At 72.0% G+C, this 14,247-nt stretch carries 13 protein-coding genes; 6 read left to right on the forward strand and 7 right to left on the reverse strand.

Annotated features, from left to right (window positions below; translation table 11 throughout):
- The first annotated feature begins 26 nt into the window (after window positions 1-26).
- The 4 genes from ACK8HX_RS07250 to ACK8HX_RS07265 all read left to right on the forward strand — a co-directional run bounded on the left by ACK8HX_RS07250 (window position 27) and on the right by ACK8HX_RS07265 (window position 3,981).
- Window positions 27-761: a response regulator transcription factor gene (locus ACK8HX_RS07250; RefSeq protein ID WP_411940007.1), complete on the forward strand. Its 735-nt coding sequence runs from the start codon at window positions 27-29 to the stop codon at window positions 759-761.
- Window positions 758-2,476 (forward strand): ATP-binding protein, encoded by a 1,719-nt coding sequence (locus tag ACK8HX_RS07255; protein ID WP_411940008.1) that lies wholly within the window; start codon window positions 758-760, stop codon window positions 2,474-2,476. The genes ACK8HX_RS07250 and ACK8HX_RS07255 overlap by 4 nt, the downstream gene beginning before the upstream one ends.
- Window positions 2,473-2,913 carry a PNPOx family protein gene (locus ACK8HX_RS07260; RefSeq protein WP_411940009.1) on the forward strand — a complete coding sequence of 147 codons (441 nt, stop codon included), beginning with the start codon at window positions 2,473-2,475 and terminating at the stop codon, window positions 2,911-2,913. The genes ACK8HX_RS07255 and ACK8HX_RS07260 overlap by 4 nt, the downstream gene beginning before the upstream one ends.
- A 402-nt stretch (window positions 2,914-3,315) precedes the next feature.
- Entirely contained in the window at window positions 3,316-3,981 is a 666-nt protein-coding gene (locus ACK8HX_RS07265) for a hypothetical protein (RefSeq protein ID WP_411940010.1), read from the forward strand.
- Between the two features lie 58 nt (window positions 3,982-4,039).
- Here the strand turns inward: ACK8HX_RS07265 and ACK8HX_RS07270 are convergent, their stop codons facing one another.
- The 3 genes from ACK8HX_RS07270 to ACK8HX_RS07280 all read right to left on the reverse strand — a co-directional run bounded on the left by ACK8HX_RS07270 (window position 4,040) and on the right by ACK8HX_RS07280 (window position 6,031).
- A complete protein-coding gene (locus tag ACK8HX_RS07270) occupies window positions 4,040-4,351 on the reverse strand; it encodes a DF family (seleno)protein (protein WP_411940011.1) in 312 nt (103 codons plus the stop codon).
- A 163-nt stretch (window positions 4,352-4,514) separates the two neighbouring features.
- Window positions 4,515-5,438 carry a TIGR03619 family F420-dependent LLM class oxidoreductase gene (locus tag ACK8HX_RS07275; RefSeq protein WP_411940012.1) on the reverse strand — a complete coding sequence of 308 codons (924 nt, stop codon included), beginning with the start codon at window positions 5,436-5,438 and terminating at the stop codon, window positions 4,515-4,517.
- Complete coding sequence (locus ACK8HX_RS07280; RefSeq protein ID WP_411940013.1) at window positions 5,435-6,031, reverse strand: TetR/AcrR family transcriptional regulator; 597 nt, start codon at window positions 6,029-6,031, stop codon at window positions 5,435-5,437. The genes ACK8HX_RS07275 and ACK8HX_RS07280 overlap by 4 nt, the downstream gene beginning before the upstream one ends.
- Window positions 6,032-6,099: 68 nt before the next feature.
- Here ACK8HX_RS07280 and ACK8HX_RS07285 point away from each other — a divergent pair, with 68 nt between their 5' ends.
- Window positions 6,100-6,669, forward strand: coding sequence for a hypothetical protein (locus ACK8HX_RS07285; protein WP_411940014.1), 570 nt, complete (start codon window positions 6,100-6,102; stop codon window positions 6,667-6,669).
- Here the strand turns inward: ACK8HX_RS07285 and ACK8HX_RS07290 are convergent.
- Genes ACK8HX_RS07290 through ACK8HX_RS07305 form a run of 4 tightly spaced genes read right to left on the reverse strand, consistent with a single transcriptional unit; the run spans window position 6,626 to window position 11,970 of the window.
- Window positions 6,626-8,785: an alpha-galactosidase gene (locus ACK8HX_RS07290; RefSeq protein WP_411940015.1), complete on the reverse strand. Its 2,160-nt coding sequence runs from the start codon at window positions 8,783-8,785 to the stop codon at window positions 6,626-6,628. The two genes, ACK8HX_RS07285 and ACK8HX_RS07290, sit on opposite strands and share 44 nt — an antisense overlap.
- Window positions 8,782-9,702 (reverse strand): carbohydrate ABC transporter permease, encoded by a 921-nt coding sequence (locus ACK8HX_RS07295; RefSeq protein ID WP_411940016.1) that lies wholly within the window; start codon window positions 9,700-9,702, stop codon window positions 8,782-8,784. The genes ACK8HX_RS07290 and ACK8HX_RS07295 overlap by 4 nt, the downstream gene beginning before the upstream one ends.
- A complete protein-coding gene (locus ACK8HX_RS07300) occupies window positions 9,699-10,607 on the reverse strand; it encodes a carbohydrate ABC transporter permease (RefSeq protein ID WP_411940017.1) in 909 nt (302 codons plus the stop codon). The genes ACK8HX_RS07295 and ACK8HX_RS07300 overlap by 4 nt, the downstream gene beginning before the upstream one ends.
- A gap of 22 nt (window positions 10,608-10,629) precedes the next feature.
- A complete protein-coding gene (locus ACK8HX_RS07305; protein ID WP_411940018.1) occupies window positions 10,630-11,970 on the reverse strand; it encodes an ABC transporter substrate-binding protein in 1,341 nt (446 codons plus the stop codon).
- A gap of 265 nt (window positions 11,971-12,235) precedes the next feature.
- Between ACK8HX_RS07305 and ACK8HX_RS07310 the strand changes: the two genes are divergently transcribed.
- A complete protein-coding gene (locus tag ACK8HX_RS07310) occupies window positions 12,236-14,245 on the forward strand; it encodes a beta-galactosidase (protein WP_411940019.1) in 2,010 nt (669 codons plus the stop codon).
- The last annotated feature ends 2 nt before the right edge of the window (window positions 14,246-14,247 follow it).

The following is a 14,247-nucleotide window of genomic DNA, read 5'->3' on the forward strand; positions in this document are numbered from 1 at the left end:
CCGTGAGAGTGTGGTTCGCTGGTGGCGTGGCCGAGCCCACCAGCCTCGCGAGGTCCCGCGAGCACCTGCACCAGCCCCTGGTGCTCATCGTCGACGACGACGAGGGCATCAGGACGGTCGTGCGGTGGCAGCTGCACGAGGAGGGGTACCGCACCGTCGAGGCCGCCGACGGCCGCGCCGCCCTCGACACCATCGCCACCAACCCTCCCGCCCTCGTCGTCCTCGACCTGACCCTTCCCCCGCCGGGTGGTCTCGACGTCCTCAAGGCCGTGCGGACCGGAGCCACGAGTGCGCCGCGGAGCCTGCCCGTCATCATCCTGTCGGGGCGCAGCGGTGAGACGGACCGCATCGTCGGCCTCGACCTCGGTGCCGACGACTACCTCGTCAAGCCCTTCTCGCCGGGGGAGCTCGTGGCCCGGGTGCGTTCGGTCCTGCGCCGCGCCACGACAGACCTCGGCGAGCGCCGGACCGTGGGGCCGCTGCGGATCGACCTCGGCACCCGGGAGGTCTGGCTCGACGGCGTGGCCGTCGCCCTCACGGCGCGGGAGTTCGACCTCGTGACCTTCTTCGCCGGCCACCCGCGCCAGGTGTTCAGTCGCCACCAGCTCCTCGAGCGCGTCTGGCAGTCGCCCGACTGGCTCGGCGAGGCCACCGTGACCGAGCACGTGCACCGGGTCCGGCGGAAGTTCGACGCGGCAGGTCACGGGAACCTGCTGCGTACCGTACGTGGTGTCGGGTACCAGCTGGACGTGTCGTCGTGACCCGCCCCTGGGCGGCCTCGCTCGACGCCGACGCCGCGGATGACGTGGGCTTCTCACCCGAGGACGCCGCCGCCCTGCTCCGCCGGCACACCGAGATCCTCGACCTCGTGGCCCGTGGCGCCTCCCGCCGGCTCATGCTCGACCGGGTCGTGGTGGCGATCGAGGAGCTCATCCCGGACTCCTTCGCCTCGATCCTGCTCTACGACCGGGCCCGGCGACGCCTCCGTCACGGCTCGGACACCCGCCTGCCGGCCTCCTACATGGCGACGATCGACGGCATCGAGCCCGGACCGTCCGCGGGGTCCTGCGGCACGGCGGCGTACCTGAACCGGCGGGTCGTCGTCCAGGACGTGAGGACCGACGACCGGTGGCGGGACTTCCGCGAGGCGGCCCGGGAGGCCGGCGTCGTCGCGTGCTGGTCGACGCCCATCGGGGGTCGTGACGGCCGGCCGGTCGGGACCTTCGCCCTCTACCATCGCGAGCCGCACGAGCCCTCGGCCCGTGAGCAGCGGCTCGTGGACCGCTTCTGCTACCTCGCCTCGGTGGTCATCGAGCACACCCGGGTCCTCGACGAGCTCATCGCCAACGAGCAGCTGTTCCGGCGCTCCTTCGAGGACAACGCCGCCGGCATGCTGCTGCTCGACCTCGACCTGCGGGTGGCCCGGGCCAACACCGCGGCCGAGCGGCTCATCGGCGTCCCCGCCTCGGGCCTCGCCGGCGAACCGGTCACCTCGTTGCTCGGTGCCCCGCCGGGCCAGCAGGCGCTCTTCGAGAGCTGGCTGACGGTCGGGTCCGGCACCGTCACCCAGGAGGTGCGGGTGACCACGCACGACGGGCAGGAACGAAGCGCCGAGGCGACGGCCTCGGCGATCCACGATGCCGCCGGCGTTCCCACGGCGGTCGTGGTGACGGTGCTCGACCTGACCGAGCGCGAGGCCGTCCGGCACGCCGAGCAGGCCCGCCGCGAGGCCGAGGTCGCCCGGACCACCGCCGAACGGCACAGCCAGGCCAAGTCCCAGCTGCTCACGACCGTCAGCCACGAGATCCGCAGCCCGCTGCAGGCCATCACCGGGTTCACCGAGCTGCTCTCGACCCTCGACCTCGACGAGCGTCGACGCGGCGAGGCGCTGCGCCAGATCGACGTCGCGGCCCACCACCTGCTCGACATCGTCACCGACGTCCTGGACCTGACGAAGGTCGAGGCGGCGGCCCTCCCGCTGCGCCTTGAGCAGGTCGACCTGCGCCGAGCCGCCGAGGAGGCCATCGACCTCGTGACCCCCCTCGCACGATCCCGAGAGGTGCGCCTGGTGCTGGGGCCCCCGGCGCAGGTGCACGCCCGGGCCGACGCGCGGCGTGTCGTCCAGGTCGTGCTGAACCTGCTGCGCAACGCCGTGCAGCACGGCTCGCACGGTGGGCAGGTGTCGGTCCGTGTCCTCGGCGCCGAGGCCCCCGCCTCCGACGGCGGGCAGTGGGTCACCGTCGAGGTCAGCGACGACGGACCCGGGATCCCCGAGGCCATGATGGCCACGGTCTTCACGCCGTGGGTCCACCACCCGGAGGGGGCCGACGGGTTCGGGCTCGGCCTGGGCCTCGCGCGCCGCCTCGCCGAGGCGATGGACGGCGAGCTGGCCGTGCGTCCCTCACCCGAGGGGGGCGCCCGGGTCTCGCTGCGCCTGCCGGCCTGCGACAGCGACCCCGCCGGGGGGGCGCCGTGAGACTCACCCCCCAGGAGGCGCGCGCGCGGCTGCTGGCCGCCGACCACGGTGTGCTGTCCACGCTCCATCCCGAGCGCGGGGTCGACGCGGTGCCGTGCGCCTTCGCCGTCGACGGCGACCTGCTCGGCTTCGGCGTCGACCGGGTCAAGCCGAAGGATTCGGGCCGGCTGCGCCGCAACCGCAACCTCGAGGGTGATCCCCGGGCAGCGCTCCTCGTCGAATGCTGGGACCGCGACGACTGGACGCGCCTGTGGTGGGTGCGGGCCACGCTGCGGCACGAACCCGTCCCCCCCGAGGGAGCCGCGGGCCGCCTGTCGCGACTGCTCGCGGGCCGCTACCCGCAGTACGTCGACGAGCCGTTCGAGGAGGTCGTCGTCCTGCGCGTCGTCGGCCTCACCGGCTGGGCCGCGTCCGACGAGCCGTTCGCCGCAGGTTGACGCCCGCCGCGTCGGGTCGTCGCGAGTTGCCCGACATTGACGCCTTGTCGCGACGGCGCGAAAGTTGAGCAACGTCGCGCTGTGGAGGTGGCCCCCATGAAGGATCTGCGGTGCTTGCTCGGGCGTCACAGGTGGCAGCACCACGTCAACCGGGAGATGGGCGGACCGAACGCCGGCTACGACACCTGCACAAGATGCGGCGTGGAGAAGAAGGCATACGGCAAGCCGCCCGCGACAGGAGTGGCCGGGCCCGGAGGCTTCTGAGCCGCACCGAGCGATGCCGGGCCGCGTCCACCGTCAAAGCAGCATGGTCGGACGTCGACACGCACCGAGGTGGAGCTCTGACCTTCCTGCGGCCTGGAGGGCTGCAACACCTGCGCCGTCCGAGGCCACGATGACCGGGTGTGGGCATCGACGACGCGTGTCCGGTGGGGCCTGGCGCTGGGCGGACTGACTGCGCTCATCCTGACGCAGGCATGTGCGCTCTCGTTCTTCAGCGCGTACGGCTCCCCGGACGAGATGCCTCCGAGATGGCTGGCCGCGATGGAGGCCCCGCTGAGCAGGGTCGCGGTGATCGCTCCCGGCTCGACGACCGTCCATGACCTCTACGGGCTCGTCTATCTGGGCGCCTGGGTGCTGGGGCTGACCGGGTTCGCCCGCGGGCTCGCACTGCGCCGGTCATCGTTCACCGTCCGCCTTCGCCGCAGCTGGAGCGCGGTCCTCGTCGGGTTGGGGCTCGTGGCCATCGGCATCTTCGGCGACTACGCGATTCCCAACGACATGGTCGGAGGAATCGGGTTCATGCTCACCGGCCTCGGGTTCGTCGCCACCTCTGTCGCCTTGGTGGTCCTTGGCATCGTCCTTCGACGCGACGCCGCCGTGGGCCTCCCGAGTGCGTGGATGGTGGCAGCCCTCGGCGCGGGCTCCGTCACTGGCGGCACCGCTCTCGTCGGACACGTTCCGTCAGGCCCCGGGCTCGGCTTCGCCCTCGCCGCGCTTGTCCTCGCCGCGACCCGTCGGGGCGACCCAGAGGCACCAGGCCGTGGCGCAGTCCAGTCCTCCCCATAGATGGGTGCAAGGCCGCGGTCGCCTGCGCGCGGCACGAGCGGTCGATCGCTCGGGCGGTCTAGCCTGCGGCGACCCGCTTGAGAGCTTCTCTCAGATCGCGCAGTGCTGGGATGCCTCGCAGTCCGTCGGGGGTGGCGTAGAGCCGGCAGGACAGTGCTACGGGTGCGTCGGGCCGAGCGAATGGGTCGAGGCCGTTGAGCAGAATGGTTGGGGAGCCGGCGAACCGCCGTTGCCGCGCCTGGTCTGGGCTGGCGACGATGGTGCGGGTGACGGTGGCCTCCACTCGGGTGTCTGCGACGGCGGTCGCGATCAGTTCACAGGCGGCGGCGTCGTTGGGGCAGTCCGGTATGACGAGCAGTTCGATGTCCATCGCCATGGAAGGTACTCGCCGAGCCGGCGGTGTGTGCCGCCGATGAGCGTGTTCCGATGCCACCCTCGGTGCATCACCTCCACGAGAAGGCTGCGGAACCGGTTTCGTGCGAATGCGGCCGGGGCGCGCCGTCATCGGCACGACGTGTCGTCGGTGACGTGGGTCAACGGGGTGCGAAGGCCTCGAGCACCTGCTCGGCGTGGTCGAGCGCCGCGGCCGGGTCGGCGTCAGGGTCGCCCACGCGGGGCGAGAGGTTGAGGTCGAGGAACACCTCTGTGACACCCACGGCCGCGAGGGCAGCGACGTCCTCGAGGACCTGCTCGCGCGTCCCCTGCAACGGGGTCCGTGCGGGGCCGGGGTCGGTGTCCAGGAGGTCGACGACCGCTCGGACGACGACGCGCAGCGCACCCGGGTCGCGACCGGCCTCGACGGCGCCCGCGCGGACGACCGCGACCGACCCCGCCACCGTCTCGAGGTCGTGCATGCTGCCGGCGATCCAGCCCTCGGCCAGGCGACCGGCCCGGCGCAGCGCCGAGCCCGCCGTCCCGCCGAGCAGCACGGGCGGGTGCGGCCGCTGGACGGGGCGGGGAGCCACGTGCGAGCGGGGTACGGAGTAGAAGTCCCCGTGGAACTCGACCGGGTCCTCGGTCCACAGGGCGTGCAGGCAGCGCAGGTACTCCTCCATGCGTGCGCCGCGCCGCGTCATCGGGATGCCGGCGGCCGCGTACTCCTCGGGCAGCCAGCCGATGCCGAGGCCGGCCGTGAGCCGCCCGCCGGAGACGACGTCGAGGGACGCGAGGGTCTTCGCGAGGAGGGCCGGCGGGGTGAAGGGGGCGCAGAGCGTCGCCGTCCCCAGGCCGATGGAGGAGGTGTGCCCGGCGACGAGGGCGAGGGCGACCACCGGGTCGAGGACCGAACGGTGCCCCGGGGACAAGGAGGCGTCGACCGGCCGCAGGACCCGCTGGAAGGTCCACAGCGAGGCGTACCCGAGCTCCTCGGCCCGACGGGCGACGTGGACGGTCATCGCGGGCGTCGCCCACGAGCCCGACACCGGCAGCCCGAACCCGAGGAGCGGTCGCGCGGTCATGCCCGCGAGCCCGCGAGGGTGTCGAGGAAGCGGTCGAGGGCCGCCCGCAGGCGCCGCGGCGGGTAGCGAGCCGGCCACTGGACCCCGTGCAGGGCCAGCCCGTCGAGCAGCGGGTAGAGGAGGGCGACGGCCTCCTCCGGTGTCGTCCCCGGACCGAGGAGGCCGTCGCGGTCCAGCAGGGTCACGGCGACCGTGACCGCCTCCCTGCTCAGCGCCTCCATCTCGTCCCGAACGGCCACGAGGGCGGGGTCGGTCAGCGGGCGGCCGAGGAAGGCGAGGTAGACGGCCACCTCGTCGCGGCGCTCGTCGTCCAGGGGGAGGAGCTGCTCGAGGACGCGCGCAGCGCCCTCCCGTCCGCGGAGGCCGTCGAGGTCGCCGACGCGCTCGGTGGCGCGCTGCACGACCGACGTCAGGGCGGCGGCGAGCAGCTCGTCCTGGGTGGCGAAGTAGTGGCGCAGGGCGCCGGCCGAGGTCCCTGCCTCGGCGGCCACGTTCCGCACGGACACCCCGACGATGCCCTCGCGCCGGACGAGCCGCCACACGGCCTCGGTGATCTCGCGACGCCGGGCGACGTGGTCGACGGTCCTCGGCACAGGACTGTTGTAGCACGAGCGTGCTATAAAGGTTCTGATACGACTGTGTCGAAACCTGAGGAGCGCCAGTGATCTATGCGGCCATCATCGCGTGCGAGGTGGGGTTCTGGGTCGTGCTGGCGGCCGGCCTCCTGGCTCGCTATGCCCTGCAGCGGCCGCGTCTCGGGGCGTGGCTCTTGGCCGGGGTGCCCGTCGTCGACCTCGCCCTGCTGGGGTTCACCGTGGTCGACCTGCGCGCCGGGGGAACCCCGGCCGTGGCCCACGGGTTGGCTGCGCTCTACCTGGGCTTCTCCGTCGCCTTCGGTCACCGGATGGTCCGGTGGGCCGACGCGCGGGTCGCCCACCGCCTCGCCGCCGGTCCGGCACCTGCGGCCTCGCCGAGCTGGGGCACGAGGAGCCGGATGGTCGCGGAGTGGCGCACGTTCGCGCGCGCGGTCCTGGCCGGAGCCGTCGCCGTGGGGGTCCTGCTCGTCGCCATCCGCGTCGTCGGCGACTCCGGCGACTCCTCGGCGTTGCGGTCCTGGATCCCCCAGGTCGGCCTCGGCCTGGCGGTCTGGCTGGTCGTCGGGCCGGGCGCGGCCAGCGTCCTGGCCCTCAGCGCGCGACGAGGTGGAGCAGGAAGCCCTGGGCGGGGCTGAGGGCGGGCAGGGGCAGACCGGCGGTACCGAGCACCGCACCCGACACCTCGACCCCCGACGAGCGGGCGTCCTCGAACCACCGGGGGGACCGTACCTGGAGGGTCTCCGGCAGGCCGGCCTCCTCCCGGACCCGCACGAGGTACCGGCGGTCGGGGTCCAGGCCCGGGAGCGGTAGCACCCCCGGCGTGACACCCCGGCCGGTCTCCACCTGCACCACGGTGAACACCGCGGCCGACCGGTCGGCAGCGACCACGCCGCCGGCGACGAGCGTCGGGTCGGGGTGGTCGGACCGCACCACGTCGCCGCCGTGGAGGAGGGGGCGCAGCTCGCGGTAGAGCCCGGCCCAGGCCCGCAGGGCCTCGAGCTCGTCGTCGCCGCAGGTGGAGATGTCCCACTCGAGGCCGGCATGGCCCCCGAGCGCGACGAGCATCCGGAACGAGAGGTCGAGGTGGCGGTGCGTCGTGTGCGCGCGCGGCGGACCGACATGGGTCCCCATCCGCTCCGGCGGGACGAGCAGCCCGGTCCAGCGCTGGATGCCGACCCGCTCGAGGGCGTCGTTGCAGTCGGACGTCCACACCCGGTCGGTGCGCGCGAGCACGCCGAGGTCGACGCGGGCGCCGCCGCTGGAGCAGGACTCGATCTCGAGGTCGCGGTGGCGGCGCCGCAGCTCGTCGAGCAGCCGGTACGCCGCCCGGGTCTGCTCGCCGACGGCAGGCCGGTCGGTGCCGCGGGCGTCGGAGCGCACCGCCTCGTGCAGGTCGCGGTTGTGGTCCCACTTGACGAAGTCGATCCCGTACTCGCCGACGAGGGCGCTCATCGCCTCGAGCACGGTCGAGAAGGCGTCGGGGTTCGCGAGGTCGAGGACCTGCTGGTGGCGCGAGGCCCGGGGCGGCCCGTCGGCCGGCCCGAGGACCCAGTGCGGGTGCGCGCGGACGAGGTCGGAGTCGAGGTTGACCATCTCGGGCTCGAACCAGAGGCCGAACTCCATGCCGAGGGCGCGGACGTGGTCCACGAGCGGTCCCAGCCCGTCGGGCCAGACGTCGCGGGAGACCTGCCAGTCGCCCAGGCCCCGGGTGTCGTCGCGCCGCCCCCCGAACCACCCGTCGTCGAGGACGAACCGCTCGACGCCGATCGAGGCCGCGGTGTCGGCCAGGCGCTTGAGGTGGTCGAGGTCGGTCTGGAAGTACACGGCCTCCCACGTGTTGAGGACGAGCGGGCGGGGTCGCCCGGCACGGTAGTCGGTGGCGGAACGCTGGTGCCGCAGAAGCCGGTTCGTGAGCCCGTCGAGCCCGCCGTCCGACCACACGGCGACGACGTCGGGCGCGGTGTACGTCTCTCCGGCCCCGAGGCGCACCTCGCCCGGCGCGAGCGACTCGCCGCCACCGAGCACGGCGGCGTGGGCGCCGGCCGGTTCGGGGAGCCGCTCGGCCAGGTGGTGGTGGTTGCCGCTCCACGCGACGTGCGCCGCCCACACCTCGCCGTGCCGGAAGCCGAAGCCCGCGGTGCCGGCGACGAGCAGCAGGGTCGCGTCGTGGCCGGTGCGACCGCGGGCCCCGGAGCGCACGAAGCTGCCGTCGGTCAGGGGATGGCGCTGCGGCGCCCGCTCCCGGGTCCACCGGCCGGTGAGGTCGAGCAGCTCGTCCGCGCGGGTCGGCAGCGGCAGCAGCGTCCGCAGGGCCGCGACGTCGAGGGGCGCCTCGTCCTCCGCCGCGGTCGACGTGATGGCCGAGGACACCGTGAGGACCCCGTGCTCGTCGAGCGCGTAGGCGAGGTCCACCCGCGCCCGCGCCGCCGCGGACTCGGCTCCGATGACGACGCGCCCGTCCTCCGGTGTGACCGTGGCGACCCATCGCGGAGCAGCGGCACCGCCGGCCCGGTGGAGCGAGACGCCGGGTGTGCCGAGCCAGCCGTCGCCGGAGGTCGGCAGCACGGTGAGGTCCCACGGCTCGTCGAGCGCGTTGTGGGGCACCGGCGCGTCCCGCAGCAGCCGGAGGTCGGCGACGGCCCCGTCGGGCAGGTCGGCGCCCCAGTGGAGGACGGCCGGCAGGCGGTCGCCCTCCTGTCCGAGGACGAGGAGGGCGCCACCACCGCGCAGGACGGACGTCGTGACCGTCATCCCTTCGTCGACCCCAGGGTGAGCCCGGAGACGAACTGCTTCTGCAGGACGAAGAAGACGATGAGCACCGGCAGCGCGACGATGACCGACCCGGCCGCGACGAGGTTGGTGTCGGAGAAGAACTGGCCGCGCAGGTTGTTGAGCGCACTGGTCACCGGGTACTTGTCGCCGCGCGAGAGGAGCACGGTGGCCCAGAAGAACTCGTTGTAGATCCACGTGACCTGCAGCGTCGCCAGCGCCGCGAGCGCGGGGCGCACGAGCGGCATCGTCAACTGCCAGTACTGGCGCCACACGCTCGCGCCGTCGAGCTCGGCGGACTCGTAGATCTCGTAGGGGAGGGTCTTCATGTAGTTGCTGAGGACGAAGGTGCAGAAGCCCAGCTGGAACGCCGTGTTGACGAGGATGAGCGCCCAGTAGCTGTTGAGCATCGTGCCGCTCTCGCTCATGAAGGTGGGCAGCGGGATCTCGCGGAACATCTTGAACACGGGGATGAGCAGCGCCTGCGGGGGCAGGAGGTTGGCCGCGAGGAACACGCCGAGCAGCGTGAGGTTGAACCGGTACGAGAACCGGGCCAGGACGAACGCCACGAGCGAGGACAGGAACAGCGTCAGCAGCACCGCCGGGACGGTGATGAGCAGCGAGTTCTTGAAGTGGAGACCGAAGTTGCCCCGGTTCCAGGCGTCCTTGTAGTTGTCGAGGGTCCAGCCGCCGAAGGACAGGTAGCCGTTGGTCTGGGTGTACGAGTACTCGCGGAACGAGTTGAGCACCGCCCAGATCATCGGGAAGAGCCAGAGCAGCGCGAGCACGATCATGATCACCGTGGCGACGCGGCCGCGCGGTCGGTTGATGACGCCGCCACTGCGCTCGGTGGGGGCCTTCGTCGACGTCGGGGCGGGGGCCGTGGCGGTGGCGCTCATCGGCGCTCCTCCTTGAAGACGATGCGGAGGTAGATCGTGATGAACACCGAGGAGATGACCATCATGATCACGGCGAGTGCGGAGCCGAACCCGTAGCGGGTCGCCTCACCGATCACGTTCTGCGACACCAGCGCCGAGATCAGCTCGAGGCCGTTGCGGCCCTTGTTGATGATCCAGACGATGTCGAACGCCCGGAGGGACTCGATGACGACGATGACGATGACGATGAGGTTGATCGGCCGCATCACGGGGAAGATGACGTTGAAGAACGTCTTGACCTCGCTGGCGCCGTCGACCGCCGCCGCCTCGCGCAGGGACGCGTCGACGCCCTTCAGCCCGGCGAGGTAGAGCAGCATGATGTACCCGGTGTGCCGCCACGCCGTCGCGACGAGCACCGACCACAGGTTGATGTCGGGGTCGCCGTACCAGTCGACGTTCGCCCCGGTGAGCTCGTTGATGAGGCCCTGGTCGGTCGAGTAGAACAGCTGCCAGATGAAGCCGACGAGCGCCATCGAGAGCACGACCGGCAGGTAGAACGCCGTCTGGTAGAAGCGGCTCCCGCGCATCTCGCGGTCGAGGACGACGGCGAGGAGGATGCCGAGGATCGTCGGGAGCACGAAGAGGAAGAGGAGCCAGATGACGTTGTGCCGGATGGCCGGCCAGAACGGCGGGTAGATCGTGGCGATGTCGACGTAGTTCTTCGTGCCGACCCACTCGAGGGTGCTGAGCTTGAAGCCGTTCCACTTCGTGAACGACAGCGCGACGGACGCCAGCGCCGGCAGCCAGACGAGCCAGATGACGAGGACGGTCGGCACGCCGACCATGGCCGCGATGACCAGCCGGTCACGCGTCCCCCTCTTCTTCTCGACCCGCCGTGGCTGCCGGCGTCGTGTTGCTGTGGCCATGGGGTGCTCCCGGTCCGCGGCCTCAGCCGAGGATCGACTGCGCCTGCTGCTGGATGGAGGCCGTGATCTTGTCGATGTCGTTCGGCGCCTTGATGAACTCCTGGAGCGACGCCGTGATCACCGTGTTGGCGAGGTCGGCGTTGGTGTCGCGGTCGAGGAACTGGGCGATCGACTTGGCGTTCTGCACGACCTCCACGGACTTCTTCTGCAGCTCGCCGTACTTCGCGGTGCTCGCACCGGAGTTCGCCGCGATCATCGGCGCGGAGGCGGCGTTGTTGGCGGCGTCGGCGGCCTCGGCCGTGCCGAGCCACTTGATGAACGCCTTGGCCGCGTCCTCGTCCTGCGCGTTGGAGGAGACGCAGAAGCCGTCGATGGGGGCGTCGAGCGCGTCGGAGCCGATCGAGGCGTCGAGCTCGGGGAAGGTGAAGAAGTCGAGGTCCTCCTGGGCCTCGGTGGGCACGCCGTCGACGACGAAGGTTCCGAGCAGGTACATGCCGCACTCGCCGTTGGCCATCGAGGTCGCGGCCTCCTGCCAGGTGCGGCCGAGCGAGTTCTCCTGGTGGTACGGGAGGAGGGTCTTCCAGGTCTCGAAGACCTTCTTGACCTCGGGGCTGTCCCACGTCTTCTCGCCCTTGGTGAGGGCCATGTGGAAGTCGTAGCCGTTGATCCGCATGTTGAGGATGTCGAAGGTGCCCATCGGTGCCCAGGCGTCCTTGGCCGCGAAGGCGAAGGGCGTGACCTTCTTCCCCTGCATGTCCTCCATGAGGGCGTTGAGCTCGTCGAGGGTCTTCGGCTGGGTCCAGCCGTTCTTCTCGAAGACCGACTTCCGGTGGAAGACGGCCCACGGGTAGTAGCTGACGGGGACGAAGTACTGCTTGCCGTCGGCCGCGGTCGACGCCTTCTTGAACGCGTCACCCAGGCCGTCGATCGGCCAGACGTCGCTGATGTCGGCGATCTGGCCGCCCTCGGCGAACTGTGCCATGCGGTAGCCGGCGAACCAGGTGAAGACGTCGTCGGGGGTGCCCTGCAGGTAGGTGGTGATGCTCTCCTGGAACGTGTTGTGGTCGACGGCGTTCTGGGAGACCTGGGCGCCGGTCTTCTTCGTGTACGCGTCCGCCATCGCCGCGAGGCGCTCGTAGGCCGGGCCCGAACCCTTGGCCTCGTTCATGCCGAACTTCACCGGGCCGGCGGCGCCGCCACCACCCGTGCCACCGGTGGAGGGCGAGTCGCTGCCGCAGGCGCCGAGCCCGGCGAGGGCTCCGACTCCGAGGGCGCCCCCCAGCAGGGTGCGGCGGTTCAGGGCGGCGACGGATGCGGGGACGGAGCCGGTGAGGCGGCTCGATCGCGGTGCCGGAAAAGCCATGGTTGTCTCCTTTGACGGGCCAGATTCCGACACTTTGCATCAGAATCAAACATCGGCGATCACCCGAGTGTGCTGAGCCGCGGGCGGCCTGTCAAGACGTTCTACTGTCACATTTCGGCTGTCAAACGTGCTGGGACGGGGCGATGCGGCCGGGTGCCGGTCGTGACTCGCGCCGGCCGTGATGGCGTCGGGAGATCGTCACGCCCGGACAGAACGTGTTGGAATCTGTTGACAACTGTTCGGACCACTCATCAGACTGTCCGTCATGCGTCCGTGGCCGTCCGACCGCGTCGCCTTCGGTGGCGACTACAACCCCGAGCAGTGGCCGCGCGCGACGTGGGACGAGGACCTACGCCTCATGCGCGCCGCCGGGGTCAGCTTCGTGACGCTGGGCGTCTTCTCGTGGTCGTGGCTCGAGCCGTCGAAGGGGGAGTACGACTTCGCCTGGCTCGACGAGGTCATGGACCTGCTCGCCGAGCACGGGATCGCCGTCGACCTCGCCACCGCCACCGCGACCCCGCCGCCGTGGCTGTCCGCCGCGTACCCCGAGATCCTCCCCGTCGACCGCGAGGGACGCACCCTCTGGCCGGGCAGCCGGCAGGCCTGGTGCCCCTCGTCGCCGCTCTACCGCGACCTCGCCCTCGCCCTCACCGACCGCATCGCGGCGCGCTACCACGACCACCCGGCCCTGGCGATGTGGCACGTGTCGAACGAGTACGCCTGCCACAACCTGCCCTGCTACTGCGACACCTGCGCCGTCGCGTTCCGACGCTGGCTCGAGCGCCGGTACGGCAGCCTCGACGCCCTCAACGAGGCGTGGGGGACGGCGTTCTGGAGCCAGCGGTACTCCGCCTGGGACGAGGTCCTCCCGCCGCGGATCACGACGACCTTCAGCAACCCGACCCACGTCCTGGACTACTCCCGCTTCGGGTCCGACACCCTCCTCGACTTCTACCGCGCCGAGAAGGAGGTCATCCGCCGCCACTCCTCCGACGTGCCGGTGACGACGAACTTCATGACGCTCAGCCAGTTCCGGCTCCTCGACTACCACGACTGGGCCCCGGAGCAGGACGTCGTCAGCACCGACCACTACGTCGTCGACAGCCTCGCGCACCCGCAGGCCGAGCTGTCCTTCCACGGCGACCTGACCCGAGGCCTCGCCGGTGGCCGCCCCTGGATGCTCATGGAGCACTCGACGAGCGCGGTCAACTGGCAGCCGGTCAACCCCGCGAAGCCGCCGCGCGGCACCGTCCTGGACTCCCTCGCCCACGTCGCCCGCGGGGCCGACGCGCTCGGGTTCTTCCAGTGGCGGCAGTCGAGGGCCGGCTCGGAGAAGTTCCACTCGGCGCTCGTGCCGCACGCCGGCGAGGACAGCGACCGTTTCCGTGAGGTGTGCGAGCTCGGGGCCCTGGCCGGGCGGCTCGGCGAGGTCGTCGGTTCGACGGTCGACGCCGAGGTCGCCCTCCTGTGGGACTACGAGGCGCAGTGGGCGCTGGCCGGCCCGTGCATGCCCTCCGCGGCGGTCGACTACGTGACGGCGGCCCACACGGTGCACCGCCTCCTGCGCGACCGGGGCGTCACGTGCGACGTGGTCCACCCCGGCACCGACCTCTCGCGCTACCGCGTCGTCGTCGTCCCGACGCTCTACCTCGTCTCCGACGAGCACGCGGCGGCGGTCGAGGCAGCCGCGCGGGCCGGCGCCCACGTCCTCGTCACCTACCTGTCCGGCGTCGCGACCCCCGACGACCACGTCCGGCTCGGCGGCTACCCGGGGGCCTTCCGCGACCTGCTCGGCGTCCGGGTCGAGGAGTTCTTCCCCCTCCGGGTCGAGGAGGAGGTCGCCCTCGCCGGACCCGCGTCGACGGCCGGAGGACGCGGCCGCACCTGGAGCGAGGACGCCCGCACGACCGCCGAGGACGCCGAGGCCCTGCTCGCGTACGCCGAGGGACCGCTGGCCGGCCGCCCCGCGCTGACCCGCCGGCCCGTCGAGGACGGTGTCGCCTGGTACCTCGGCACCCTTCCCGACGACGACCTCCTCGGCGGCGTCCTCGAGCGCCTGCTCACCGAGGCCGGGGTGGCCCCCGCCGCGCGGGCGCCCGCGGGTGTCGAGGTCGTCCGCCGCCGGTCGCAGGAGGGCTCCTGGCTCTTCGTCCTCAACCACACGGGCACGGCGTGCGAGGTCGCCGCGGCCGGTCACGACCTCGTCAGCGGCCGCGAGGTCGGCCCCGTCGTGCCCGTTCCGGCACGCGGTGCGGCCGTGGTGCGGGAGGGTTGACC

Origin of the sequence: Oryzobacter faecalis, assembly GCF_046764005.1 — a bacterium.
Classification (GTDB): Bacteria; Actinomycetota; Actinomycetes; order Actinomycetales; family Dermatophilaceae; genus Oryzobacter; species Oryzobacter faecalis.